24 protein-coding genes are annotated in these 26562 nt (G+C 33.5%); 10 read left to right on the top strand and 14 right to left on the bottom strand.

Going from position 1 to position 26562, the window contains the following annotated elements:
* Positions 1–61: 61 nt before the first annotated feature.
* Together HM984_RS15340 and HM984_RS15345 are read left to right on the top strand one after the other, a co-directional pair.
* A complete protein-coding gene (locus HM984_RS15340) occupies positions 62–433 on the top strand; it encodes a VOC family protein (protein WP_179349799.1) in 372 nt (123 codons plus the stop codon).
* A 157-nt stretch (positions 434–590) separates the two neighbouring features.
* Entirely contained in the window at positions 591–1181 is a 591-nt protein-coding gene (locus tag HM984_RS15345; protein WP_179349800.1) for an SET domain-containing protein, read from the top strand.
* Positions 1182–1230: 49 nt separating this feature from the next.
* Here the strand turns inward: HM984_RS15345 and HM984_RS15350 are convergent, their stop codons facing one another.
* Positions 1231–2346 carry a peptidoglycan DD-metalloendopeptidase family protein gene (locus HM984_RS15350; protein ID WP_179349801.1) on the bottom strand — a complete coding sequence of 372 codons (1116 nt, stop codon included), beginning with the start codon at positions 2344–2346 and terminating at the stop codon, positions 1231–1233.
* 173 nt (positions 2347–2519) lie between these two features.
* Between HM984_RS15350 and HM984_RS15355 the strand changes: the two genes are divergently transcribed.
* The 4 genes from HM984_RS15355 to HM984_RS15370 all read left to right on the top strand — a co-directional run bounded on the left by HM984_RS15355 (position 2520) and on the right by HM984_RS15370 (position 8149).
* A complete protein-coding gene (locus tag HM984_RS15355; RefSeq protein WP_115809997.1) occupies positions 2520–3815 on the top strand; it encodes a PQQ-dependent sugar dehydrogenase in 1296 nt (431 codons plus the stop codon).
* Positions 3816–3888: 73 nt separating this feature from the next.
* The gene (locus HM984_RS15360) at positions 3889–6147 is read left to right on the top strand and encodes a TonB-dependent receptor family protein (RefSeq protein WP_257018511.1); all 2259 of its coding nucleotides are present in this window, start codon (positions 3889–3891) and stop codon (positions 6145–6147) included.
* Between the two features lie 43 nt (positions 6148–6190).
* Complete coding sequence (locus HM984_RS15365; protein WP_179349803.1) at positions 6191–7192, top strand: alpha/beta fold hydrolase; 1002 nt, start codon at positions 6191–6193, stop codon at positions 7190–7192.
* 114 nt (positions 7193–7306) lie between these two features.
* Positions 7307–8149, top strand: a complete 843-nt coding sequence (locus tag HM984_RS15370) for an aldo/keto reductase (protein WP_179349804.1) — start codon at positions 7307–7309, stop codon at positions 8147–8149.
* 148 nt (positions 8150–8297) lie between these two features.
* Here HM984_RS15370 and rimO read toward each other — a convergent pair whose 3' ends face one another.
* A complete protein-coding gene (rimO, locus tag HM984_RS15375) occupies positions 8298–9599 on the bottom strand; it encodes a 30S ribosomal protein S12 methylthiotransferase RimO (RefSeq protein WP_179349805.1) in 1302 nt (433 codons plus the stop codon).
* Positions 9600–9709: 110 nt separating this feature from the next.
* Between rimO and HM984_RS15380 the strand changes: the two genes are divergently transcribed.
* Positions 9710–10786, top strand: coding sequence for a serine hydrolase domain-containing protein (locus HM984_RS15380; protein ID WP_179349813.1), 1077 nt, complete (start codon positions 9710–9712; stop codon positions 10784–10786).
* Positions 10787–10937: 151 nt separating this feature from the next.
* On the opposite strand, the gene ftsY is transcribed toward HM984_RS15380, so the two are convergent.
* From ftsY to HM984_RS15420, 8 genes are all read right to left on the bottom strand, one after another.
* Complete coding sequence (ftsY, locus tag HM984_RS15385; RefSeq protein WP_115809985.1) at positions 10938–11912, bottom strand: signal recognition particle-docking protein FtsY; 975 nt, start codon at positions 11910–11912, stop codon at positions 10938–10940.
* Between the two features lie 186 nt (positions 11913–12098).
* Positions 12099–12251, bottom strand: a complete 153-nt coding sequence (locus tag HM984_RS15390) for a DUF4295 domain-containing protein (RefSeq protein WP_008271041.1) — start codon at positions 12249–12251, stop codon at positions 12099–12101.
* Positions 12252–12257: 6 nt separating this feature from the next.
* Positions 12258–12440, bottom strand: coding sequence for a 50S ribosomal protein L33 (rpmG, locus tag HM984_RS15395; protein ID WP_020896723.1), 183 nt, complete (start codon positions 12438–12440; stop codon positions 12258–12260).
* A gap of 27 nt (positions 12441–12467) precedes the next feature.
* A complete protein-coding gene (rpmB, locus tag HM984_RS15400) occupies positions 12468–12704 on the bottom strand; it encodes a 50S ribosomal protein L28 (RefSeq protein ID WP_040757375.1) in 237 nt (78 codons plus the stop codon).
* A gap of 162 nt (positions 12705–12866) precedes the next feature.
* Positions 12867–14114, bottom strand: a complete 1248-nt coding sequence (locus HM984_RS15405; protein WP_179349806.1) for a competence/damage-inducible protein A — start codon at positions 14112–14114, stop codon at positions 12867–12869.
* Positions 14115–14456 (bottom strand): Hpt domain-containing protein, encoded by a 342-nt coding sequence (locus tag HM984_RS15410; protein WP_115809981.1) that lies wholly within the window; start codon positions 14454–14456, stop codon positions 14115–14117.
* Positions 14457–15068 (bottom strand): fumarylacetoacetate hydrolase family protein, encoded by a 612-nt coding sequence (locus HM984_RS15415; protein WP_115809979.1) that lies wholly within the window; start codon positions 15066–15068, stop codon positions 14457–14459.
* A 31-nt stretch (positions 15069–15099) separates the two neighbouring features.
* A complete protein-coding gene (locus HM984_RS15420; RefSeq protein WP_179349807.1) occupies positions 15100–15876 on the bottom strand; it encodes a 3'-5' exonuclease in 777 nt (258 codons plus the stop codon).
* Positions 15877–16308: 432 nt separating this feature from the next.
* Between HM984_RS15420 and HM984_RS15425 the strand changes: the two genes are divergently transcribed.
* Positions 16309–18411, top strand: coding sequence for a tetratricopeptide repeat-containing hybrid sensor histidine kinase/response regulator (locus tag HM984_RS15425; protein WP_179349808.1), 2103 nt, complete (start codon positions 16309–16311; stop codon positions 18409–18411).
* 262 nt (positions 18412–18673) lie between these two features.
* Here HM984_RS15425 and HM984_RS15430 read toward each other — a convergent pair whose 3' ends face one another.
* The 3 genes from HM984_RS15430 to recR all read right to left on the bottom strand — a co-directional run bounded on the left by HM984_RS15430 (position 18674) and on the right by recR (position 21887).
* The gene (locus HM984_RS15430) at positions 18674–20071 is read right to left on the bottom strand and encodes a dihydrolipoamide acetyltransferase family protein (RefSeq protein ID WP_115809973.1); all 1398 of its coding nucleotides are present in this window, start codon (positions 20069–20071) and stop codon (positions 18674–18676) included.
* Positions 20072–20161: 90 nt separating this feature from the next.
* Complete coding sequence (locus tag HM984_RS15435) at positions 20162–21262, bottom strand: glycosyltransferase family 2 protein (protein ID WP_179349809.1); 1101 nt, start codon at positions 21260–21262, stop codon at positions 20162–20164.
* Between the two features lie 7 nt (positions 21263–21269).
* Positions 21270–21887, bottom strand: a complete 618-nt coding sequence (gene recR / locus HM984_RS15440; protein WP_092469149.1) for a recombination mediator RecR — start codon at positions 21885–21887, stop codon at positions 21270–21272.
* Positions 21888–22055: 168 nt separating this feature from the next.
* On the opposite strand from recR, the gene HM984_RS15445 reads away from it, so the two are divergent.
* A complete protein-coding gene (locus tag HM984_RS15445; RefSeq protein WP_115809969.1) occupies positions 22056–23501 on the top strand; it encodes a sodium:solute symporter in 1446 nt (481 codons plus the stop codon).
* On the opposite strand, the gene HM984_RS15450 is transcribed toward HM984_RS15445, so the two are convergent.
* Positions 23498–23860, bottom strand: coding sequence for a CoA-binding protein (locus tag HM984_RS15450; RefSeq protein WP_179349810.1), 363 nt, complete (start codon positions 23858–23860; stop codon positions 23498–23500). The two genes, HM984_RS15445 and HM984_RS15450, sit on opposite strands and share 4 nt — an antisense overlap.
* Before the next feature lie 115 nt (positions 23861–23975).
* Between HM984_RS15450 and HM984_RS15455 the strand changes: the two genes are divergently transcribed.
* Positions 23976–26420 (top strand): TonB-dependent receptor, encoded by a 2445-nt coding sequence (locus HM984_RS15455; RefSeq protein ID WP_179349811.1) that lies wholly within the window; start codon positions 23976–23978, stop codon positions 26418–26420.
* The last annotated feature ends 142 nt before the right edge of the window (positions 26421–26562 follow it).

The raw sequence follows: 26562 nt of genomic DNA on the forward strand, positions 1-26562 counted from the left end.
TTTTAAGGTATTGAAAATTCAAACATTCAATACCTTTTAGTATTACAAAAAAAAATAAATTATGAAACTAGGAGCCTTTTCAATTAGTCTAGCCGTTAAAGATATTAAGGCTTCAAAAGCATTTTATGAAACCTTAGGATTTTCTGTTTTTGGAGGAGATTTAGAACAGAACTATCTTATTATGAAAAACGAATCAATACTTGTGGGTTTATTTCAAGGTCTGTTTGAAAATAATATGCTCACCTTTAATCCTGGTTGGGATCAAGACGCCAAAACACTTAAAACTTTTGATGATGTACGCAACATTCAAAAACATTTAAAAAGTAATACTATTAAATTAGAGAACGAAGCTGATGAAAAGACTTCAGGACCTGCAAGTTTTGTAGTTTTAGATCCCGATGGTAATGCTATTTTAATAGATCAACATATATAAAAAATAGTGCACTTATATTCTTAACACTTGGTTCAGTTCTCGCATACTCAAGAGAATTCTGACGACAAATTAAGGTCTATAATAATTTTCAACCAACCTATTTTTGAATTCAAAAAATCATTATTTTTAATTAAGACAAAACTTAATTTAAAACGATATGATTCACCCAAAAACAGAATTAAAATTTATAAACAAAGAGATTGGCTACGGAGTTGTTGCTACTGAGTTTATTCCAGCAGGCACCATTACTTGGGTCTTAGACCAATTAGATCGCGACTTTAGTCCAGAAGCATTTAATGCTATGGATCCCATCTACAAGACTATCTTAGATACGTATTCTTATAGAAACAATAAGGGAAATTTTGTGTTGTGCTGGGACAACGGTCGGTTTGTTAACCATAGTTTTAATTCTAATTGCTTTACAACCGCCTATGATTTTGAAATTGCAATACGAGACATTCAACCAGGCGAACAATTAACAGACGATTATGGGTATTTAAATATTACAGAACCCTTTGAAGGTGTTGATGAAGGCACAGAGAGAAGAATTGTTTACCCAGATGATTTATTGAACTTCCATAAAATTTGGGACCAACAAATTTTGAACGTTTTTGGTAAAATACCTTTTAACGAGCAACCATTACGCGTTTTAATTAAAGATGATTTATGGAATAAGATTGAACGTATAGCTTCTGGAAAAGAAGAAATGGATTCCATCTTAAACAATTATTATATTGAGAAGACATAGATTCATCAGATTTAGTTTCGTTAAGTCTTACCATCTATCACTTAATAATTCACTCAATTTCTTTAATTAAAGACTCATGCATAAAACCTTGTAAAGTATCATTAACCTGTACATGAAACCATCGTTGCGTTTTTCCTAAAATTTCAAGTTGCGTATTTGCTTCTAAATCTTGAAGTTTTTTCGACTTAACACTGGCACCAGCTCTTAGCTCATTTTTCCGAAGACGCGTTTCTCCTTTCAAAAGCATCGGTACAACTGCTATTTCAATAGGATCAGTTTGTTTTACAAAAGGCAAAGGATCTACAGCCCCTCCACTTGTATAAATTCCAAAATGTAAGTGCGGACTGGTGGTTTTAGCATTTCCGGTGTTACCAACAAAACCTAAGGTATCTCCCGTCTTAACACGATTGCCTTCAGACACCGCAATACGATCTAAATGCGCATAGTATAACGACTGACCAAAGAGTCCATCGCGCAACCACACTTGTTTACCGCCCAAACCACGATTTCCGGTGTTTGAAATAAAACCATTAGTTGCAGCTACAACTGGTGTTCCTCGCTTAGCAAAAATATCGATGCCTTGATGTGAGCGACTACCACTACTTCGAGACGCACCCCAAAAACTTTGAATCGCTTTATTATCTTTTCCACTAACGGGAAACGCTAAAGTCGGTTCCGTAAATAGTTTTATTCCAAAGTTGCTGCTAAATGTAAGGTTCGGAAGAATTACTATTTTATATTTTCCAGTTCTAGTCACATCAAATTCTAAACGATTTGCTTCAGGTTCATTAGAATGCAGTGCTTTTTTAGATATTACCGAATCATTTTCAAACATAAACACATCAAATGCCAATTGTAAACTATCCGTATGTGATTCTATTTTAAAACGCTCACCACGCTGTAAGTTTAGACTATAAGCTAATACTTTAAAGTCTGAAGTGTCCGATTTTGAATGTAATACAATAGGTAATTCCAACTGAAGATTGTTTCGTTTGGCATTTCGGTACGCCAATTCATAGCGTTGAAATATGCTATCGTTGTTTTTAAAATCACGTTCAAAAATAGTTCTTGCTGAAGGTTTTGTAATAGCATCCGAAACATGTTGCACTTGCTTACAAGAGACTAAAATCAGTACAATAAATGTGGTAATAAGTTTCGATTTCATACCTCATAATAATCATAAATTATACCACAAACTGTTATAGAAAGATTAAAATATAATTGCTTAGCAAGCATGTTAACTAAAGGTTAAGAATCGATTTGAGTCTATTCGTATTTCAAATGAGTTAAAAAAATATAGGGAATACTTTACTTTTGAACAAACCGAAAACAAACGTTATGAAACTACAAACTACATTTATAATACTTCTTATAATGGTCTCTTTACAATCTTGTAAAACGGAAAGAGAAAAGAAAATGAAAGTATCTGAAGATGAAAAAGAAATGATATCTCAAGAGCCTGCAGATACGGTGCAAACAGCTATAGGAGAATTAATTCTACCAAAACCTTACGCAACAGAGTCGGTAAGAAAACAAAATAGCATGGCAGATTGGCCAGAAGGTAAAATGCCAGTCGCCCCAGAAGGATTTACGGTTACTAAATTAGCAGATGGATTTAAAAACCCACGATGGACGTATATAGCACCCAATGGAGATTTATTTGTTTGTGAAGCCAACACCAAGAATAGTGCAGGTCTTATTACGATTCTTAGAGATAAAGACAACGATGGTACAATTGAACTTAGAGACACTTTTCTTGAAGACCTAAAACAACCCTTAGGCATGTTAATTATTGGTGATTATTTTTATGTCGCAAATACGGACGGACTTTATAAATATCCATACAAGGAAGGGCAAACAGCTCTTAAACCATCTGAAGGCAAAAAAATAGTAACGCTTCCTGCTGGTGGTTATAATAACCATTGGACACGGAATATTATTACCAATAAAGCACAAGATAAAATTTATATTTCGGTAGGTTCGGCAAGTAATGTCGGAGAATACGGAATGGAAGAAGAAATCCGTCGTGCTAATATCATAGAAGTTGATTTAAATGGGGCGAATGAAAAAATTTACGCTAGCGGTCTTAGAAATCCTGTAGGAATGGATTGGAATCCGGTAAACGGAGAACTATGGACAGCAGTAAATGAGCGTGATAAGCTTGGTGATAATCTTGTACCTGATTATGTTACGAGCGTTAAGGAAGGAGGCTTTTACGGCTGGCCTTATTCTTATTTTGGAAATATTGAAGACCCACGCTTAGAAGGTGAAGCACCAGATCTTGTCGCAAAATCAATCATACCAGATGTGTCTGTAGGACCTCATACCGCGTCATTAGGACTCACCTTTTACGATGAAGGCAATTTTCCTTCTAAATATAAGAATGGATTATTTGTTGGGCAACATGGGTCTTGGAACCGGTCAGTACTTTCAGGGTATCGTGTTGTTTTTATACCATTTGAAAATGGTAAACCTACTGGGAAACCTCAAGATTTTCTAACAGGATTTATAGCTGAAGATAGTGAGACTGATGTATACGGACGACCAGTTTGTGTAGCTGTTACTCCATCTGGTGACCTATTAGTTAATGATGATTCTGGGAATACCATTTGGAAAGTAAGTTATAAGAATTAATATTATAGTTTTATAAATACCAATCCTCACAACAGTATACATGAAGTTTACACCTTTTAAAACCTTGGCGGTTATGATTATAACCGCCTTTATTATGCCTTTAAACGCTCAAAACAGCCAAGGTAAAGTTCAAGATGCGCTGGGTACACCACTATCAGATGTGTCTGTTTTTATAGAAAATGAGCTGATTTCTAAAACCGATGCTCAAGGTATATTTATCCTTTCACAAGCGATTGAATTGCCAATAACCATAAAATTAAAACATCCCAATTATTATATAAGAACGGTTCGGTATTCTAAAGATAACAGTGTATTCGAGCTTACAGCATTAGAAACCAGTTTAGATCTTGAAGAAGTCCTCATCTCTTCAACCTATCAAAAAGAAAGTCAGGTTATTATTCCTACAGCAAAAATTTCGTCAGAGAAATTTGAGGAATTCAGTCCGATTGATTTAACTTCGGCTATTAACGAAACACCTGGAGTTTATATTCAAAGTGGAGCCATAAATACCAATAGAATAGTTATTCGCGGTGTCGGATCGCGAACACTTTATGGCACCAACAAAATTCGTGCTTATTTTAACGGCATACCGATAACAAACGGTATAGGAGAAACGGCTATTGATGCTTTTGATCCTGAAGATATTGGTAATTTGGAAATTGTAAAAGGCCCTAAAGCCTCTCAATATGGCACAAATTTAGGAGGTACCTTATTACTCAATTCTAAACAAGCTTTAGAAGGTGAAACTTATTTTAAAAGCAATCTTACTGTTGGAAGTTACGGTTTGATAAAAAACAATATTTCTGTTGCTACTACCAATGATAAATTAGCTCTAAATCTAAATTATGATCATTTAAAATCAGATGGATTTCGCGAGAACAGCAATTATAATAGAAAAGCACTTTTATTAACGTCTAACTATACTTTTGACGCTAAAAATGACATTGGACTTTTAATAAATTACACAGATTATTTTGCTCAAATACCAAGTTCTATAAGCAAAACTGCCTTTAATGAAGACCCTTCGCAAGCAGCTTTTACATGGAATGCTGCACAAGGTTTTGAAGATAACAAGCAGGTCTTAATTGGACTTAATTACACACATCGCTTTACTAATAATTTTAGTAATACCACATCCATTTTCTATAGTTATCTCGATCATTATGAACCACGTCCTTTTAATATTTTAGATGAATATACGAATGGTTATGGTGCCAGAACACTTTTCGCAAAAGATTTTAAATTCTTAAACCATAAAGCAAATCTTAGTTTTGGTGCCGAAATTTATAGCGATCAGTACATCTGGAAAACCATTGAAAATCTTTATGACAGCAATGCGAATAATGGAAGTTTAGAAGGCCAATTACTCAGTGATAATATAGAGAATAGAAACACTCTGAATGCATTTGCAACGGTAACGCTGCCTATTACCGAAAAACTAAAAGCGCAATTGGGTGTGAATTTCAACACGACCAATTATAAGTTTAAAGATGACTTTAATTCTGGTGAGAATAATAAAAATGCAGATCGTGATTTTGACCCTATACTTGCTCCAAATTTGAACGTTTTATATCAATTTACACCAAATACAACTATTTATGTAAACGTCAGCCGTGGGTTCAATTACCCTTCTATAGAAGAAACATTAACACCAGAAGGAGTGATCAATCCTGACTTAGGACCAGAAACTGGTTTTAATTACGAAATTGGAAGTGAACTGTTTTTATTAGATAGAAAATTAAAATTTCAGCTTTCAGCTTACCTACTCGATATTGACAATTTATTGGTGGCTGACCGTGTTGGAGATGATCAATATATTGGTCGTAATGCAGGTAAAACAGAACATAAAGGTATTGAGTTGTCTGCCTCTTATACACAAAAATTTAGTAATGGATTTTTACTTTCCCCCTATATAAATGCCGAAATTACAGACCATCGCTTTATAGATTTCGTTGATGACCAAACTGATTATTCAGGCCATCAATTAACAGGTGTTCCTAAGGTGAAAATAAATGGAGGTCTTCAGTTAGGCTTTAAAAATGTTAACTTAAACACTAATTTTCTTCATATTGGAGATATGCCATTAAACGATGCTAACACTTTATCTTCGGATGCATATACCGTTTTCAACACCAAATTAGCCTACAAGAATTCAATTACGAAGGACTTCGATATTGAAATTAATATAGGTGTTAATAATTTTACAGATAAACAGTATGCTTCATCCGTATTAATTAATGCCGTTGGATTTGGCAATTCAGAACCACGTTATTATTATCCTGGAATGCCGAGAAATTGGTTTAGTGGCATTAAGATTGCATATTCTATTTGACCTATAAGCATGGAATAAAACACAATTAATACAAAATCACATCATGAAAAAGAATTTAATAATAGGATTGATACTTTTATTCGTCTTTCAAATTACAAAGGCACAAACAGATAGTTTACAATGGTTAGATATTGAATTGGCAAATTACAACTATCCATATGCTGTCTCTAAGTTAGAGTTGACCATACAAGAGCAAGAATTAAAAATGGTGTATATGGATGTAAAACCTGATAATTATAACGGAAAAAACATAGTGTTGCTTCATGGAAAAAATTTTAATGGTGCCTATTGGAAAACGACTATCCAAGCGCTAACTAAAGAAGGGTTCCGCGTCATTGTACCTGATCAAGTTGGGTTCGGGAAATCGTCTAAACCAGAGCATTTTCATTATACGTTTCAGCAACTCGCACAAAACACCAAAACACTGCTCGATACTTTAAATATTAAGAAAACTGCCATTTTGGGACATTCCATGGGTGGCATGCTCGCCACACGTTTTGCTTTAATGTATCCAGGAACTGTTGAAAAATTCATTTTAGAAAATCCCATAGGGCTGGAGGATTGGAAACTAAAAGTGCCTTACAAACCTGTAGAATGGTGGTATAAAAATGAATTAAAAAAATCTTATGAAGGCATTAAAAAATACCAATTAGAAAATTATTACGACAATAAATGGAAGCCTGAATACGACCAATGGGTAAACCTATTAGCTGGCTGGACATTAAATTCAGATTATAAAACCATAGCATGGAATGCAGCATTAACCTACGACATGATTTTTACACAGCCTGTTGTTTACGAATTTGAAAATATTACTGCACCAACACTTTTAATTATTGGTACTAGAGATAGAACAGCTTTGGGTAAAGGACTTGTTTCAGAGGACGTAAAAAAGACCATGGGATTATATGATGAATTAGGTAAAGCAACCCAGAAGAAAATTCCTAATGCAACATTAGTTGAAATAGAAAACGTTGGACATTTACCTCACATAGAAAAGTTTGAAAGTTTTATAAAACCATTAATTGATTTTTTAAAACAATAACATTTTTCTAAATTGAATAAGGAAAATTGTCTCGGAAGAATAATACACATCAAAATTCTATTATGACAGTCTTCCTCTTAAAGAAAACATCTACAATTAATACTATATTGAAGTATGAAAAATATAATTTTAAATAATGGAAATACAATGCCGATTGTAGGCTTTGGAACCTTTAAAGCTAAAGAGCAAGAAGGAATTGAATCTGTTAAACATGCCCTTTTAAACGGTTATAGATTAATAGACACCGCTGCCGCTTATAACAATGAAGAAGCCGTAGGAAAAGGCATTAAAGCGAGTGGAGTTCCAAGAGAAGAAATTTTGGTGACAACCAAATTATGGCGAGACAACTTAGGTTATGACATGGCTAAAGAAGAATTTGAAAAATCCCTTAAAAAACTGGGATTAGATTATATAGACTTATATCTTATTCATTGGCCTGCAAATGCCAAAAATTATGATAATTGGCAAAAAGCCAATGCTGATGCTTGGAGAGCTATGGAAGAATTACAAGCCGAGGGCAAAATAAAATCTATAGGTGTAAGTAATTTTTTTGAAGAACACCTTGAAGCCTTGTTTAAAACAGCTAAAGTAAAACCAGCTGTTAATCAAATAGAATTTCATCCTGGTTACTGGCAACGCGACTTAGTTGACTATTGTAAAAAGCAAAACATTACAGTTGAATCTTGGTCTCCTTTAGCAAGAGGAAAAGTTTTTGAAAATGAACGCTTAAAAGAAATCGCAAAAACGCATTATACGTCGGTTGCAAAGGTTTGCCTTCGCTGGATCATTCAACATGATGTAATTGTAATTCCTAAATCAACTACAAAAGAGCGCATTGAAGAGAATATAAACCTATTTGATTTTGAGTTATCTTATGACGAAATGAATCAAATAGATGAACTACCTGAATTTGGATTTAGTGGAGAGCACCCAAATGCTTGGCCAGACAGAATCTAATTTCTAATTACAAGCCTTTTAAAAGCGAAAACACTGCTAGAAACAGCACTTGCATTTTACAAATGATGGTACAAGCTACATCACTAAAACTTGTACCATCATAAAAAACTTAGAGCACTATTATAGTAGTGCATAAAAATAGTTATGATTAAATCACTTCACCATAAAGATCAAAATCTTCTGCTTCAGTAACTTTAATTGTTGCAAACTCACCTGTCTTTAAATACGTTTTAGTAGCATCAATGCGCACTTCATTATCAACATCTGGTGAATCATATTCTGTACGTCCTACAAAATAATTCCCTTCTTTACGGTCAATAACGACTCTAAATTCTTGTCCTATTTTGGCTTGATTCAATTCCCAAGAGATTTGAGATTGCATTTCCATAATCTCGTTAACGCGTTCCATTTTCACCTCTTCCGGAACATCATCTTCTAAATTATAGGCGTGTGTATTTTCTTCATGAGAATAGGTAAAACAGCCTAAACGTTCAAAACGCATTTCTGAAACCCAATTTTTAAGTTCTTGAAAATGTGCTTCTGTTTCTCCCGGATAACCAACAATTAATGTTGTTCTAATCGTCATTTCAGGAACAATGGCTCTAAAATCATGAATCAATTTAGTCGTCTTTTCTTTGGTCGTTCCACGACGCATCGATTTTAATAAGTCGTCAGAAATATGCTGTAACGGAATATCTAAATAGTTACAAATTTTAGGTTCGCGCTTCATAATGTCTAAAACATCCATCGGGAAACCTGTTGGAAATGCATAATGCAAACGAATCCACTCGATACCTTCAACCTTTACTAGGTTTTCTAATAACTCAGCTAGGTTTCGTTTTTTATAAATATCTAAACCGTAATACGTTAAATCTTGTGCAATAAGAATCAATTCCTTAACGCCATTGGCTGCTAATTTTTCAGCCTCTGTAACTAAATTTTCAATTGGTGTACTTTTATGCTTTCCTCGCATAATTGGAATAGCACAAAAACTACACGGTCGGTCACAACCTTCAGCAATTTTAAGATAAGCATAATTCTTTGGGGTTGTTGTTAAACGTTCCCCTATCAATTCATGCTTATAATCTGCACCTAATGCTTTTAATAAGCCAGGTAATTCTGTAGTTCCGAAATACTGATCTACATTTGGAATTTCCTTTTCTAAGTCTGGTTTGTAGCGCTCACTTAAGCAACCTGTAACAAACACTTTATCAACTTCACCATCTTCCTTTTTTTGCATGTACTCCAAAATGGTGTTCACACTTTCTTCTTTAGCATTATTAATAAACCCACAAGTATTTATAACCACAACATTACCTTCTTGCTCATGGACCACGTCCTTTCCGCTTGCTTTAAGTTGCCCCATTAACACTTCACTATCGTAAACATTTTTACTACAACCTAGTGTAATGACGTTGATTCTATTCTTTTTTGTGCTTTTAGTTCTCATGCTTTTTGTAAATCAGTTTGCAAAGATACGGAATGATTTACGATAATCGATTGCTGCTTAACGAGATTAAACTTTTTCCTATTTTTATAGTCTTATTTTTAAATAAAATGATGAAAGCAAGACCTATAGCTATATTAATGTTATGTTTTTTCTTTAATTTTTCGTGTTCTACTAATGATGGTTCTACATCTGAAGAACCAGAACATGAAGCCATTTACTTTCCTCCGATAAATTCTGATACCTGGGAAACAACATCCATTTCCGAATTAAATTGGAATACCAATGAATTACAACCTTTATTAGACTTTCTTGAAGAGAAGCATACCAAAAGTTTTATGATACTTTACAATGGTAAAATTGTTGAAGAACAGTATTTCAATGGCCATACGAGTTCAACACTTTGGTATTGGGCGAGTGCTGGTAAAACTTTAACCTCTGCGGTTGCAGGAATTGCACAAGACGAAGGTCTTATAAATATAAACAACAAAGTCTCTGACTATTTAGGAACTGGTTGGACTAACACTTCATTAGAAAAAGAAAATTTAATTACTTGCAAAAATTTATTATCAATGACTTCTGGCTTAGATGACAGCTTAGGTGATGATGTGTCACCTAACAATTTACAATATATCGCTGATGCTGACACACGTTGGGCATATCATAACGTCTATGTAAAACTACAAGATGTCGTTTCTGAAGCTTCCAATCAAACTTGGAATACTTACTTTAACACTAAACTAAAAGCGCCCATAGGTATGAATGGTGGTTGGCTTACTATTAATGGCTTACAGGTTTATGGAAGTCATACAAGAAGCATGGCCAGATTTGGATTATTGGCTTATGCAAATGGCAAATGGGAAGACCAGCAGATTGTTAGTGAAAATTATTTTAGTCAGGCAACAAACACCTCTCAATCCATTAATGATGCTTATGGTTATTTATGGTGGCTAAATGGAAAATCATCTTACCATTTACCACAAACTCAGGTTGAATTTCCAGGTCAACTTATTCCAGATGCACCAAATGACATGTATGCTGCTTTAGGAAAAAATGATCAAAAAATATATGTGGTTCCTAGTAAAAAGCTTGTTGTCGTTAGGATGGGACAATCTGCAGACGATGACAATTTTGCACTTTCAAATTTTGATAATGAACTTTGGGTAAAAATTAATGCAGTCATCAATTAAGAAAAGCCATTTAAGAAACAGAAAAAGCCGAATACAATAGTGAAATTATTGTAATCGGCTTTAAAATTCTATAATTCTTAAAATGTAATGCCATATATATTAAGACATACTTAAGTTTATTATTTCTGGAGTATTCTGGTATGAAAAGAATTTATTTAAAAAACGAATCTACAAACTCATATTTATTAAATACTTGCAAATCTTCAATACCTTCACCTACTCCAATATATTTTACAGGAATTTGAAATTGATCACTAATTCCGATGACAACTCCTCCTTTTGCTGTACCGTCTAATTTGGTCACAGCTAACGATGTTACTTCGGTAGCTGCTGTAAATTGTTTGGCCTGTTCAAAAGCATTTTGACCTGTTGAACCATCTAATACTAATAATACATCGTGAGGTGCGTCACCAACCACTTTTTGCATGACACGTTTTACTTTAGTCAACTCATTCATTAAGTTCACTTTATTGTGCAAACGACCTGCAGTATCAATAATAATAACATCTGCATTTTGATTGACACCTGACTGTAAGGCATCAAACGCTACAGAAGCAGGATCAGATCCCATTTCTTGTCGTATCATTGGTACATCTACACGATCTGCCCACACTTGTAATTGATCTATAGCTGCGGCTCTAAACGTATCTGCTGCTCCAAGAACAACCTTTAGACCCTTCTTCTTAAACTGATAAGCTAATTTCCCAATTGTCGTTGTTTTACCTACTCCATTCACGCCAACAACCATAAGAACGTATGGTGTTTTAGAACCATCTGCTTGTTTTGGTAATTCAGGAATGGTATATTCGGTTTCTTCGCCAGACTTGGTTTCAGATAATAGCGCTGCTATTTCTTCACGTAGAATCTTATTTAATTCAGAAGTACCTAGGTATTTATCTTTTGCTACCCGCTCTTCAATACGTGTAATCACTTTTAATGTGGTATTAACACCTACATCACTGGTGACTAGGATTTCTTCAAGATTATCTAAAACGTCATCATCGACTTTAGATTTACCGGCAACGGCTTTATTTAATTTATTGAAAAAAGAAGATTTAGATTTCTCTAAGCCTTTATCTAAAGTTTCTTTCTTTTCGGAAGAGAATATTTTTTTAAAAAAACTCATTTTTGTAGTTAGGTTATTAATCGCACTTCGATAAGCTCAGTGTGACAGTATTATTTACAATTATTACATTGCAACAACCTTGCCTATAACAATTTACTGTTAATATGTCAGATGTTTTTCAAATATAAACATAAAAAAACTGCTTTCAAATGAAAGCAGTTTTGCTAATCTATATATAAATAAAGATTATTTTTTGTTTAAAAAGTCATTGACAAATTCTGGTGCCATTACTGATTCTACGAACATGTATGCTCCAGTTTTTGGTGATTTCACCATTTTTATAGCTTTTGTCAAACGTTTTGATCCTGTCTGTAAAGACGCTACTGATTTCTTTGCCATGGTATCTTATTTTATCTCTTTATGAACAGTCATACGCTTAAGGATAGGATTAAATTTCTTAATCTCCATACGATCTGGCGTGTTCTTCTTGTTTTTTGTTGTAATATATCTTGATGTTCCTGGTTGACCAGAAGTTTTGTGCTCTGTGCACTCTAAGATAACTTGTATTCTATTTCCTCTTTTTGCCATTGTAAATTGACTTAAGCGTAAACGCTATTATTTATAAAATCCTTTTGCTTTAGCTTCTTTTAACATCGCTTCGATACCAATTTTATTGATAGTCTTTAATGCTGATGTAGAAACTTTTAATGTTACCCACTTATCTTCTTCAGGAATATAAAAACGTTTTTTGATCAAGTTTGCATCAAACTTGCGTTTCGTTTTATTCATTGCGTGAGAAACATTGTTCCCAACCATCGCTTTCTTCCCAGTAAGTTCACAAACTCTTGACATTGTTTTCTTTCTTTAGGTCTATAATTTATTATTCTGCTAACTCTTATTGTATTTAAAGGAATTACCTCAAATTAATCTCAATAAGAATCTAAAATCCGAACATGGATATTTTAAACAGGGTGCAAATTTAGTAAAACTTTAGGTTTCAGCAAACATAAAACTCTACTTTTTCAAAAAAAATTTCTGAAGCATTTCAAAAGCTTTATTTGAAGCCCTTACAATTACCTTCTCGCGAAGATTTCCGAAGTTAAAAACTTCAGAGTAAACGTCATCTTTTGAAGCAATAGCAATCCAAACAGTTCCTACTTCTACATCCGAATCTCCTTTCAACGGTCCTGCATTACCAGTGGTACTAATAGCATAATCGCTATCAAATAATAATCTGACATTCTTAGCCATGGTCTCAGCAACTTGCTTACTCACCACAGAATGATTTTTTATATCGTCTTCTAAAACGTCTAAAATTTTCACTTTAGATTCTGAAGCATAAGTCACAACACCACCTTTAAAATAAGCAGACGCACCTGCATTTTCTGTAAATGATTTTGAAATTCTTCCTCCGGTACAACTTTCTGCGACAGCTAAAGTTCTTCCCATTTCAGTTAATTGCTTACCTATTACCGCTTCAATAGATTCATCTTCTTCGTAACCGATAAAAACATCTTTAATTTGTGGTAACAGCAAATTAATTTGGTTGTGTAATTCGGCATCCACCATTACTTTATCAAAAGCCTTTGCAGATAACCGTATGCGCACGCGACCTAAACTTGGTAAATATGCTAACTTTATAAAATTGGGTAAATGATCTTCCCATGTTGCAATTCGTTCTGCCAATGCACTTTCGCCAAGACCATAGGTTAAGAGGGTTTTGTGCATTATATATGGAAACTTAAACTTCCCTATTAACTTCGGAATGACTTGCTCTGTAATTAAAGCTTTCATCTCAAAAGGCACTCCTGGCAGTGACACAAATACTTTACCATTTTTCTCTAACCACATACCTGGTGCTGTACCATTGTGATTCATAAGAACCGTGGCTTTAGAAGGCACTAAAGCTTGTTGTTTATTAACTTCTAAAAGTGGTGCTGAACTATATTTTGAAAAAATCTGCTCTACATTAGTTAGAACAGCCTTATCTTCTATTAAGGTATCATTAAAGTATTCGCAAATGGTGTGCTTAGTAATGTCATCTTTTGTTGGTCCTAAACCACCTGTAATAATAATGATATCTGCATTTTCTTCAGCTTCCTTTAAAGCTTTAAGAATATGCGCTTTATCATCTTGAATTGATGTAATCTGATAGATTGAAATCCCAAATTTATTCAACTCCTTACCTAAAAACGCCGAATTTGTATCTACAATCTGGCCAATGAGAATCTCATCGCCAATAGTAATAATTTCTGCTTGCATTTAGAGTCCGAAATCGGCTTTAATCTCATTAACAGCATTATCTACTGCGGTTAAAACCTCTATAAGTTGTTGATCTACATTTTTGTCCGATTGTTCCAACTTTCCCCAATCTTGTACTTCGATCAGCGTATCTAAAACACCAAGCTCAAACAAATCTATAGTAGGCTTCATTTTATGAGCAGCTTGATAAACTTCTTTATAATCTTTTGCTGGTACTGCTATTCTTAAACGTTCTGCATCTTCTGGCACTTCTTCTATAAAAGCGGCCGCTAAAGCTGCAACGAAATCTTCGTCTCCCTCAGCCATTTCTCGTACACGGTGTAATTGATAATGTTGTGACATTTATTTAATTTTAATTGAAAACATTTCCACGTCCCCAAGATATCCTTTTAATTGATCTTCTGCAAAAACTTTTCCAACTCCTGCTGGTGTGCCCGTAAATATAATGTCTCCAATTTTTAAAGTGAAATATTTTGACACATATTCTATAAGTTCATCAATTTTCCAAAGCATCAGTTCTGTGTTTCCAGACTGAACGATCTCTTCATTCTTCTTTAAACTAAAATTAATATTATTTAGATTTTGAAATTTAGATTTTGGCAACCATTTACCAATAACCGCAGCACCATCAAAGGCTTTAGCTTTTTCCCACGGTAAGCCTTTTGCTTTTAATTGCGCTTGAAGATCTCGCGCCGTAAAGTCTATTCCGAGTCCGATTTCATCGTAATATTTATGTGCAAATTTCTTATCGATATGCTTTCCAACTTTATTGATTTTCACTAAAACCTCAACTTCATGATGTACATCATCTGAAAAATCTGGAATAAAAAACGGTTGTTTCTTCAGTAAAATCGATGTATCTGGTTTTAAAAACACCACAGGATCTGTTGGTTTTTCGTTGTCGAGCTCTTTAATGTGGTCGGTATAGTTGCGACCTATGCAGATTAGTTTCATTTGTTAGCTGTTGGTTTTTAGCTTTTGGCTGTTAGCTTAACTTATTATTAAATTGACTAAGCTTAATAGCCGTCAAAACCTTCTTCGTATATAATGGAAAATCAGCGTTTAATAACCAACCAAAATAGCCTGGTTCTTTATCTAAAACGTCTAAAACGCGTTTCCCTTTATGCTTTCCGAATGAAAAACATTCTTCACCTTCTTTATTAAAGATTAAGAAACCTGCAAAATCTGCGAATTTTTTACGAGAACTAAACTCTGCTAAAAACTTGGTGTCGTTTTCTAAATCGTCGTAACGGTCTAATTGTGCTTTTAAAACTTCGTAAGTAGCCTTTGTATCTGCTTCTGCACTGTGTGCGTTACTTAAATCCTTATCGCAGTAAAATTTGTAAGCTGCTACTAATGTACGCTGCTCCATTTTATGAAATATGGTCTGTACATCAACGGATTGTGTATTCTTCATATCAAAATCTACTTCTGCTCTTAGCATTTCTTCTGCCAACAACGGAATATCGAAACGATTAGAATTGAAGCCACCTAAATCTGAGTCCTTAATTAAGTTGTAAATTTCCTTAGACAATTCTTTAAATGTTGGTTTGCCAACAACATCGGCATCCGAAATACCGTGAATTGCTGTTACCTCTGCAGGAATTGGCATTTCAGGATTTACAACCCACGTTTTAGATTCTTCCTTACCATCTGGATGAACTTTAAGAATTGAAATTTCTACGATTCTATCTTTTGAAATATTAATACCTGTAGTTTCTAAATCGAAAAAGCAGATAGGTTTTGTGAGGTTGAGTTGCATTGTTTTAGTTTTGAGAATCAAAGATAATTAGAATAACTAGAATAGCCTTGATTGGGATGAAAAAGCTGTAATTAGATTAATAAGCTATGCCTATAGTTTCAGTAAACTATTGAAAGCTAAATATTAATATCATAATTTTTAAAAACTACGGTAATACTATGGTTGCCACTCTAAAACCTAACTTGCAGCTCATTTTAAAGCTTATTTTACATTAACTAGCGCTGTGGCCTCCATAATATTAGAGATTAAAATGATAGGTTTTATATAAAAAATAAGTACTTTGACAGCTATTACTATCCTTTATCGATTAATATGCGAACATTCTTATTTGCCCTAATTCTCACTTTTCAAGTATGTGGCCTTCATGCACAAAAAAAAGAAAGCTCGCTCAACAGCTCTATAAACCGTGAAGATTCTGAAACCAAAATTTACTTGGACTCAGTTAAAGAACTGATGATCGCTGATTACTATAAAGAGGATTACAGTTCTGTTATTCTTAAAGCAAATGACATACTTAAAATAGCAAAGGACAATAAGTTAAATAATGAGATTAGTAAAATTCGTAGCTTCTTAGCAAATTCCTATCTCAACTTAAACGACTCCATAAAATCACTTGAGTATGCTCGAAAAAACATTCAATTAGCTAAAAAGCTAAATGACAATACTTCTCTTGTGGGTTCTCATATAGATCTAGGTAATATCTATTATGCTTTTGGAAAGCCAGATAAAGCCATAAATTCTTTTAAGGAAGGAATACCAGTGGCAAAGAAGGATAATAATAATCTTGCTCTTTTCTTCCTAAATCATAATATAGCTCAAATCTATTTTGATCATTATAATCAACATAAAGAAGCGAAGCCATATCTCGATACTGCAGAGTTGCATATTCCAAAAGACTTTAAGATAGGACGCGCTGGTCTTAATTTATACAAAGCCGATTATGCTTATAGAATTAACGATTATGATTTAGCTATAGATCTATATAAACAAGCCATTCTTTTATCAAAAGAAACGAATAACCTAGACGTACTAAAGAAAGCTTATAACGGTTATATTGAATGCCTTGCCTTTAAAGGTAATTACAAAAAAGCCTATGATATAGGCAAACTAAAAGATAGCCTTTTTTTAGAGCAAAGCAAATTAGAAATTAAAAAATCGGCTGACAACCTTATCACCTCTCTTAAAAATGCTAAAATACAGGAAGAATTAAAAACCGAAGCCCTCAGAAATGAATTAATAGTCGAAAAGTCAGAGACTCAGAGAAAATTATTAATCTTTAGTGCTGTTGTCTTCTTAGTACTCTTAGGTCTTTTATTCTACCTTTTAAAGGTGACAAAAAACAGAAGAAAACTTAATAATGAATTAAAAATAAAAAATAAAGAATACCTGGAAGCTAAACTAGAATCCGAAAAATTAGCAGAGGCTAAATCTCGTTTCCTATCTACAATGAGCCATGAACTTCGTACACCTCTATATGGAATTATCGGCTTAAGCACTGTTCTTAATAACGACAGGAATCTAAAATCTCATAAAACAGAATTGCAGTCCCTAAAATTTTCAGCAGACTATTTACTAAACCTTGTAAATGATGTACTGACCTTAAACAAGATGGATTCTGATGAGAAAATCAAATTTGAATCAAAAGCTTTTCACCTTAAAGATTTTTTAAATAATATTAAAGAATCATTAGAATACTTAACGAGACAAACTAATAATGATTTAGTTATAACGCTAAACCCTAATATTCCTAAATGGATCAATGGAGATCAAACTAAAATGTCTCAAGTCCTCATCAATTTATTGGGTAATGCATTAAAATTTACAACTAACGGCAAAGTAGAACTCGTTGTTAGTTTATTAGACCTTAAAAAAAATGACTTAAAGCTAAAGTTTGAAGTTAAGGACAACGGTCAAGGAATTCCTATAGCCGACCAACAAAAAATCTTTGAGGAATTTGGACAACTTAAACACAAAGGTGATTTTCAAGGCTCTGGCTTAGGACTTACTATTGTACAAAAATTACTCATAGACATGAAGTCTAACATACAGCTAGAAAGCGTGGTTGACGAAGGCTCAAATTTCTTCTTTGAGATCACTTTTGGAACTACAAAAAAGAAGCATGCCAATGAGGAGATTGAAGATACTGTTTCAATTGAAATGCTTCGCGGTAAAAAGATATTAGTTGTAGATGATAACAGAATTAACCTTATGGTGACTAAAAAAACATTGGAAAGTCATGATATTGTAGTAGAAGTTGCCACTAACGGTCAGGAAGGTATTGATAAAATTATGCTAACAGATTACGATTTAGTATTGATGGATGTTCACATGCCTATTATGGATGGTATAGAAGCGACTAAAAAAATCCGTGAACTCGAAAAACCCATCATTGTTATTGCATTAACTGCTGTAACACAAGACGAACAAGATGACCATTTTAAAAGCGCACAGTTTGATGATTCTATTGTAAAACCGTATAAGGTTAACGAATTTATAAAGACACTTGCTACAAATCTTATTACTAAACCTTTATAAGTTACAACATAAAAAACAGATGTTCTGAGCGCTATAAAGAGTTGCTTGTAAAAAACAAAAAGAGCACAGTTTTAAACTGTGCTCTTTTATATATATTTTTATATCTTTTAGGTTATAAAATGTAAAACTAACACTACTAGATAATAAAGAATAACTGAACCTATTGATATAAGTAAAATTCCTCCCACCCAATACAACACAACTTCACCTACTTCCATAAGTTTCGCTTTTGTTTTACTATCAATTAGTTTTTTAGAATTCATTATATCTCTCTGTCACTATCCCAACCTTCTAAATAATCTTTAACCGCTTTTACAAACTGACCTCCAAGTGCTCCATTAACCACTCTGTGATCGTATGAATGCGATAAGTACATTTTAAAACGAATACCAATATAATCTCCTTCTGGCCCCTCTATTACTGCAGGTGTTTTTCTAATAGCTCCTAAAGCTAAAATACCAACTTGTGGTTGATTAATAATTGGTGTTCCCATAATACTACCAAATGTACCAACATTAGTAACAGTATAGGTTCCTCCTTGTATATCGTCTGGATCTAATTTTCCTAAACGTGCTCTATTCGCTAAATCGTTAACACGTTTTACCATGCCAAATAAATTTAACTGATCAGCATTTTTTATGACTGGTACAATTAAATTACCATCTGGTAAGGCTGCTGCCATACCAACATTAATAGCTTTCTTTTTAATGATTTTATCTCCTTGAACAGAAATATTCATCATCGGGAAATCTTTTAAAGCTTTAGTGATCGCCTCCATAAAGATTGGAGTAAAGGTTAGATTTTCACCTTCACGCTTCATAAAACCATCTTTAACTTTCTTTCTCCAGTTCCAAATATTAGTGACATCAGCCTCTATAAACGACTGCACGTGTGCTGAAGTTTGTACTGAATCTACCATATATTTTGAAATGAGTTTCCCCATTCTGGTCATTTCAATAACCTCATCACCTCCAGAAACTGCAATTGACTTATCCGCATTTGGTTTTTCTTGAGCCGGAGCAATATCCTTCTTAGGAGCTTCAATTGAATTTTTACTACGCTCAGCGTCTAATGTCTTCGTGTCTTCAGATTTCGTTGCAGAAATAGGTTCTGATTTCTGAACAGCAGTTGGAGCAGAACTACGAGATTCTAAATACGCTTTAATATCGTTTTTAGTAACGCGCCCATCTTTCCCTGTACCAGAAATAGTATCTAATTCGGTTTGAGAAATGCCTTCTTGCTTTGCTATATTTTTTACTAGTGGAGAATAAAATCGATCTTCAGTAGAGACCAAAGGTTCTACAGATGCTTTTGCAGCTACAACAGTTTGTGCAACTTCGGCAACTACTTTTGGTGCTACTGGTTCTGCAGTAGGCTCTGGTTTGGCAGCAGGAGCTTTTACGTCTACCGTTCCTCCCCCTTCAGTTTCTATAACTGCTATAGTTTGCCCAACTTGTACAACATCATCAACGTTAAATAATTTTTCAATTAAAACGCCATCCACTTCACTCGGCACTTCACTATCTACTTTATCTGTTGCAATCTCTAAAACTGCTTCATCTGCTTCAATAGTATCTCCAACATCTTTAAGCCATGAGGTTATAGTTGCTTCTGCAACACTCTCTCCCATTTTAGGTAACTTAAGTTCAAAATTTGCCATATCTTTAATTTGTAGGTCGTTATTTGCTAATCGCGTGCAAAATTACTAAAAAAATAGATGTTTTATTGGTTTTTATTCAACAAATACATTCTAGAAGTGAAGCACTTCCCCTCTATTGGTAGCGCTATCACTTCCGAGGATAAATTTACTATTTTTTAAAAGAAATCTAAAAACAATATTTTCTTGCTTTGATTTTTGTTTCATATCTGCAATTACAATGCTTGAAATCAACATTTTAAAATCATAAACGATTAGACTGTTATTCTCAATATTATCTTGTATTGTATTTTCAATGTGGGTTGGATTTGGTAATTGTTCTACCAAAATTGGATCAAAATCAACTGAATATAAATAGGATTGATTTGACTTTATTTTTACCTCAACGGTATTCTTCCGTAAAAAATGTGCCATTTTAATACCTACCCAAACCACAGCATTAAATAATAGATTCTGCTTAAAATGCTTTTTGTAGAATATTTGCATGGCACCGTAAAACCGTTTTGCGTACTTCGAATCTTTTAGAGTGCTTTCTCCTTTAAAGTGAATTACAGTCGTTTCTCCAAAGTAGAAATTATCATAACCTGCCTTAACTACTTTATAAGACAAATCGATATCTTCTCCGTACATAAAATAGTCTTCATCAAAACCACCAACAACGTCGTACACGTTTTTTTTAAGCCACATAAAAGCTCCGACTAAAATATCTACTTTGCCTGTACTTTCGGTTTCAATATGATTGGCATAATAATCATTAGTGCTACCTAATACTTTTTTTAAGGACACTTTTGGTGTAGGTACATTACGTTTACTTTCTGGTAGAAAATTACCTTTACCATCTATAAGTTGACAACCTACAATTCCGAGATTATCTTTACCGTCAGTAAACTTAATAAGTTTTGTGAACGTATCTTCTGCGACAATCGTATCCGGATTAAGAATACATAAATATTCTCCTTTAGCTTGCGCAACTCCTATATTATTACCTTTAGAAAATCCTGAATTATCTTTGTTTTCAATCAATTCCACAGAAGGAAATAATTCCTTCACCATAGCACAACTATCATCAGGGGAGTTGTTATCTATCACTATAATTTCTGCATCGATATCAGCAATGGCTGCTTCCACACTTTTTAGACATAATTCTAAAAAATAGCGTACATTATAATTTAATATGATGACAGATAGCTTCAATATATTATTAAGATTTTAAGGATGCTTCAAAAGGCACACGATCTATAATACTGCGGCCTAAAGTAATTTCGTCGGTATATTCTAATTCGTTACCAGCAGCCACACCTCTTGCGATAGTAGATGTTGCTACATTATAATCTTGAATTTGTCTGAAGATATAAAAGTTGGTCGTATCTCCTTCCATCGTTGGACTCATAGCAAAAATTAATTCTTTTACTTCACCTGTTTTCACTTTTTCGACTAAAGTTGTTATATTCAAATCTTGAGGTCCAATACCATCCATTGGAGATATTTTTCCTCCTAAAACATGATACAGACCTTTAAATGAGCTTGTATTTTCTACAGCCATAACATCTCTAATATCTTCAACAACACAAATTAATTCACTATTACGTTTTGGGTTTGAACATATTTCGCACAACACCGTATCGCTAATATTATGGCACGATTTACAAAAATTAATTTCTGCTCTCACCTTCGTTAACGCATTAGCTAATTGAAAGGTTTGATTTTCTGGTTGTCGTAACATATGTAACACTAAACGCAATGCCGTACGCTTACCAATACCTGGTAATTGCGACATTTCGTTAACTGCGTTTTCTAAGAGTTTTGATGAAAATTCCATAGGCGCGAAGGTAAAGATTTTTGAACATAAAATAGGGGTTGTTTTAAAAGTCTATTTAAAGTTAAATACTGAATATCTAAATAAGTTTTTCATAATTATTTCTACTTTAACGCAGTCCTTTTTTTCAAATACACTATTTTTCGTAAATATTATTAAAACTTATACATCATGTCTCCAACAGCAATACTATTATTAATTGTATGTTATTTTGGATTGCTAATTTTAATCTCTTATTTCACTGGAAAAGAAGATTCTAATGCCGCTTTTTTTAAGGCTAACAAATCTGCTCCATGGTATTTGGTCGCTTTTGGAATGATTGGAGCTTCATTGTCTGGGGTGACTTTCATCTCAGTTCCTGGTGCTATTGAAGCCAAACAATTTGGATATCTGCAGGTTGTTTTTGGTTACTTTTTTGGGTATTTAATAATTGCTTACGTCCTCTTACCGCTCTATTATAGGCTCAACCTCACCTCAATCTATACGTATTTAAAAGACCGTTTTGGTATTGTCAGTTACAAAACAGGATCTATCGCTTTTTTAATTTCTAGAACTGTTGGTGCGTCGTTTCGTTTATTTTTAGTTGCTAAAGTTTTACAACTTTTAGTTTTTGATCTGTTTGATATTCCATTCGCAATAACCGTAATAATTACCATTGCCTTAATTTGGCTTTACACCTTTAGAGGAGGTATAAAAACCATCATTTTTACAGACACGCTTCAGACCTTATTTATGTTAGTTTCTGTAATCGTAACGATTGTCTTTTTAGCATCTGCTTTAGACTTGAATGGTATTGGAGACATTATCACTTATACCAAAGAAAGCAACCTTAGCAAAGTCTTCTTCTTTGAAGATGGTAATGATTCTCAATATTTCTGGAAGAGCTTTTTATCTGGAATTTTTATCACCATCACCATGACAGGCTTAGACCAAGATATGATGCAAAAAAACTTAACCTGTCGTAATTTAAAAGACGCTCAGAAGAACATGATAACCTTTAGTATTGTTCTCGTTTTTGTAAATATTCTTTTCCTTGTCCTTGGTTTGATGTTAACACAGTACGCGGCTAAAAACGGAATTACAGCGTCTAAAGATGATCTGTTCCCTACAATTGCAATGCTTCCTGAAATAGGAATTGTAACCTCAGCATTCTTTTTACTTGGCTTAATTGCGGCTGCTTATTCTAGTGCTGATTCTGCTTTAACATCACTAACCACATCATTTTGTTTCGATATTTTAGATATTGAAAACAAACCCGAAGCCAAACGAAGAGGTTTAAGAAAACGTGTTCATATTGGCTTTAGTGCGGTGCTTGTTCTGGTCATCTTATTATTCGATATCATTTTCACAGATGTTTCTGTAATTTGGGAACTCTTTAAAGCAGCAGGTTATACCTACGGACCGTTATTAGGATTGTTTGCTTTTGGCTTAATTACCAAATTCCAAATTAAAGATAAATTAGTATGGATTATCGCCATTGCGGCTCCACTCCTTTCGTATATCTTAAATCTATATTCTAAAGAATTATTTAATGGTCACGAAATCGGATTCGAGATATTAATCTACAATGGTCTATTAATGTTTCTAGGTTTACTTCTTATAAAAAAGAAGGCTTAATATTGTCCGGTGCTCAGTAATACTAAAGTACAAGCCACTTCATAATCAATATTATGCTGTTCTAAAATATTGTAAAATTCTGGGTTTTCTGTTCCCGGATTAAAGATAATACGTTCTGGTTTTAAACCAATAATGTAATCGTAATACGGCTTTTGACGTTGCGGATTAAGATACAATGTCACGGTATCTATTCCATTATATGGCATTAACTCTGTATCAATAGATACATCTTCAACTTTTCCTGTTCTTAACCCAAAGGCTTTCACTTCATGATTATAACGTCTTAATCGTTTTATGGCAATGTTAGAATAGCGCTCTGGTTTTAGAGATGCTCCGATAACTAATGTTGTTTTGTTCATAATGTTAAAATAATGTTAAGTAAATTTTTTAGAGTAACACAACCTAAATATAATCGTCTACTGTTAAACAAACTGTTAAATCAATCAAAAAAATTAACCAAAATTTCAATCAAAAATGAAGCATTTCTTACTAATGCTTATAATGATCTCATCAACCATTATAAGTGCGCAACCCAACTCCAATTCTGATATTAAAGACGGTTCTGTTTCAGGACGCGTTATAGATGCAGAATTAAACGAACCCTTACCTTATGTAAATATTGTCATTAAAGATATGGCGAATAAAATTATTACAGGAGGTATAACTAGTGACGACGGCACTTTCGAAATTCAAAATATTCCGGAAGGAAAAGTTATTGTTTCTATTCAATTTGTAGGTTTTAAAACCATTGACAAAAACATAACCATTGGCAAGGGCAACTACAAACCTAACCTTGGTGACATTAAACTTGAAGAAGAATCTACCGGTTTAGATGAAGTAACCATAGTTGCAGATGTGTCTACAATACAACAACGTGTGGACAGAAAAGTTATTACCATAGGTAAAGATTTACAAACTGCTGGCGCAACGGCAAGTGAGATTATGAACAACTTACCTTCTGTAAGCGTCGATCAACAGACCGGTTCTGTAAGTTTGCGTGGTAACCAAAATGTACGAGTTATGGTCGATGGAAAGTTATCTAACATTCCTGCGGATCAATTGCTAAAACAGATTCCTTCAACTTCAATTAAAAGTATTGAATTGATCACCAACCCTTCTGCAAAATACAATCCTGAAGGTATGAGTGGGATTATTAATATTGTACTTCATAAAAACACACAAATTGGTTTTAATGGTAATATTAATTTCGGTTTATCGCACGATATTGAAGCAAAATTTAATAGCTCAATCGATGCGAATTATAGAAATGGAAAATTAAATGTTTACGGTTCTTATAGTAATAGTATTGCTAAAAACGCGAATAATGGAGCGTTTAACAGGACTGAGCAAGGGATTGAACAAAACTTTGACATTTTAAATAATAACAAATCGCATTTGTTTAAAGTTGGAGTCGATTATTATTTAAATGATAAGAATACTATTTCGGTTTTTACCAATCAAAATATTTTTGATAACTGGAGTACTGCAGATTCTAATATCAATTACTTGTCTAATCCATCATTAAATGAATCGCAATTTACAAGAGGAGGTAGTGATAATGATTCGCAACAATACAATGTTAATTATAAGCACGATTTTAATGAAGAAGGTCATAGCATAGAGCTTGAAGCAGATTACAATACTTTTGAAGGCTCTAATGACGTAAATAATATCTTCTACAGTTCTCAACGTCCTAACTTTTTAGAAGATACAGACACAGATAGAACAAATACCACTTTAAATTTAGATTATGTGAATCCATTATCGGAAACCACTAAATTAGAATTAGGATTGCAAGCGCGTTTATTTGATACTAGTCTTTTTTATGAATCTGATGCACGAGAAACCAACCAAGACGGTGACTATATTCCGACAACCACACGTTTTGATTATACTAGAGATATTTATTCTGCTTATGCAACTTATGGTGCTAAATTGGAAAAATGGAGCTACCAAATTGGTTTGAGAGCAGAAACCGTAAATGTAGATTCTGAAGCTTTCAAAAAAGATTTAGCCTCTAACGACGAACTTATAATTCCTTTTGAAAACAATTATTTTGAATTATATCCATCAGCATTTTTCACCTATTCTCCTACAGATAAAAACTCGTATCAATTAAGTTATAGCAGAAGAATAGATCGTCCTGGTATTGGACAAGTAAATCCATTACCAGAATGGAATACTCCTTTAATTTCACAATTTGGAAATCAAGAATTAAGACCTCAGTTTACGAATTCTATTGAAATGAATTACACCAGACAGCTTGAAAAAGGAAGCATTACCGGTGGTGTTTTTTACAGAATTATTGAAGACGAAATACAACAAGCCGTTTTAATAGACCGAGCAGATATCAATCGTTTAATTTTAACGAATTTGAATTTTGATAACACCACATCTTACGGTGTAGAAGTATCATCAAATTACCGTCCAACCAAATGGTGGAGTGTTAATGCGAGTTTTGATTTATACTCACAATCCCAAAAAAGTATTGCCGAATCGTTTGATACGGATATGAATATTATCTTAAACACTATTGAAGTAGATAACATCGCTTGGAGTGCAAGAGCTTTCAATAGCTTTAAAGTCGATGAAAGTTTGAGTTTTTCTATTTTCGGAATGTATAGAGGGAAAAACAAAAATATTCAATTTGAAATGAGCGATATGCTCATGGTTAATTTAGGTCTTAATTATAGTTTCATGGAAAAGAGAGCTAATTTCAGCTTAAGTTACAATGATATTTTCAACACGATGTATGCCGAATTTACGAGTGAAAGACCGTATGCACAAACCGGACGATTTAATTGGGAAAGTCAGCAAATATCAGCACGTTTATCTTACCGTTTTGGTGGAGGAAAATACAGAGCAAAATCTCGTAAGCAGCGTGATAACGACGTTAAAGAAGGTGGAGGTATGTTCTAAACCCATTATTTAATAGTTAAAAAGAATGTTTATGGTTAGTGTTAATTCTTAACTATTAAATAAAGAAGAGGCTGTCTAAAAAGGCAGTCTCTTTTTTTATATTTTATATTTTCAAAGAAGCATTGATTTTCGTATCTTAAAG

The organism is Winogradskyella pacifica (genome assembly GCF_013403915.1).
In the GTDB taxonomy this organism is placed as follows: domain Bacteria; phylum Bacteroidota; class Bacteroidia; order Flavobacteriales; family Flavobacteriaceae; genus Winogradskyella; species Winogradskyella pacifica.

Coding starts and splice junctions, on each gene's coding strand:
- HM984_RS15340 (WP_179349799.1), top strand. CDS start 62: ATGAAACTAGGAGCCTTTTCAATTAGTCTAGCCGTTAAAGATATTAAG.
- HM984_RS15345 (WP_179349800.1), top strand. CDS start 591: ATGATTCACCCAAAAACAGAATTAAAATTTATAAACAAAGAGATTGGC.
- HM984_RS15350 (WP_179349801.1), bottom strand. CDS start 2,346: ATGAAATCGAAACTTATTACCACATTTATTGTACTGATTTTAGTCTCT.
- HM984_RS15355 (WP_115809997.1), top strand. CDS start 2,520: ATGAAACTACAAACTACATTTATAATACTTCTTATAATGGTCTCTTTA.
- HM984_RS15360 (WP_257018511.1), top strand. CDS start 3,889: ATGATTATAACCGCCTTTATTATGCCTTTAAACGCTCAAAACAGCCAA.
- HM984_RS15365 (WP_179349803.1), top strand. CDS start 6,191: ATGAAAAAGAATTTAATAATAGGATTGATACTTTTATTCGTCTTTCAA.
- HM984_RS15370 (WP_179349804.1), top strand. CDS start 7,307: ATGAAAAATATAATTTTAAATAATGGAAATACAATGCCGATTGTAGGC.
- rimO (WP_179349805.1), bottom strand. CDS start 9,599: ATGAGAACTAAAAGCACAAAAAAGAATAGAATCAACGTCATTACACTA.
- HM984_RS15380 (WP_179349813.1), top strand. CDS start 9,710: ATGAAAGCAAGACCTATAGCTATATTAATGTTATGTTTTTTCTTTAAT.
- ftsY (WP_115809985.1), bottom strand. CDS start 11,912: ATGAGTTTTTTTAAAAAAATATTCTCTTCCGAAAAGAAAGAAACTTTA.
- HM984_RS15390 (WP_008271041.1), bottom strand. CDS start 12,251: ATGGCAAAGAAATCAGTAGCGTCTTTACAGACAGGATCAAAACGTTTG.
- rpmG (WP_020896723.1), bottom strand. CDS start 12,440: ATGGCAAAAAGAGGAAATAGAATACAAGTTATCTTAGAGTGCACAGAG.
- rpmB (WP_040757375.1), bottom strand. CDS start 12,704: ATGTCAAGAGTTTGTGAACTTACTGGGAAGAAAGCGATGGTTGGGAAC.
- HM984_RS15405 (WP_179349806.1), bottom strand. CDS start 14,114: ATGCAAGCAGAAATTATTACTATTGGCGATGAGATTCTCATTGGCCAG.
- HM984_RS15410 (WP_115809981.1), bottom strand. CDS start 14,456: ATGTCACAACATTATCAATTACACCGTGTACGAGAAATGGCTGAGGGA.
- HM984_RS15415 (WP_115809979.1), bottom strand. CDS start 15,068: ATGAAACTAATCTGCATAGGTCGCAACTATACCGACCACATTAAAGAG.
- HM984_RS15420 (WP_179349807.1), bottom strand. CDS start 15,876: ATGCAACTCAACCTCACAAAACCTATCTGCTTTTTCGATTTAGAAACT.
- HM984_RS15430 (WP_115809973.1), bottom strand. CDS start 20,071: ATGGCAAATTTTGAACTTAAGTTACCTAAAATGGGAGAGAGTGTTGCA.
- recR (WP_092469149.1), bottom strand. CDS start 21,887: ATGGAATTTTCATCAAAACTCTTAGAAAACGCAGTTAACGAAATGTCG.
- HM984_RS15445 (WP_115809969.1), top strand. CDS start 22,056: ATGTCTCCAACAGCAATACTATTATTAATTGTATGTTATTTTGGATTG.
- HM984_RS15450 (WP_179349810.1), bottom strand. CDS start 23,860: ATGAACAAAACAACATTAGTTATCGGAGCATCTCTAAAACCAGAGCGC.
- HM984_RS15455 (WP_179349811.1), top strand. CDS start 23,976: ATGAAGCATTTCTTACTAATGCTTATAATGATCTCATCAACCATTATA.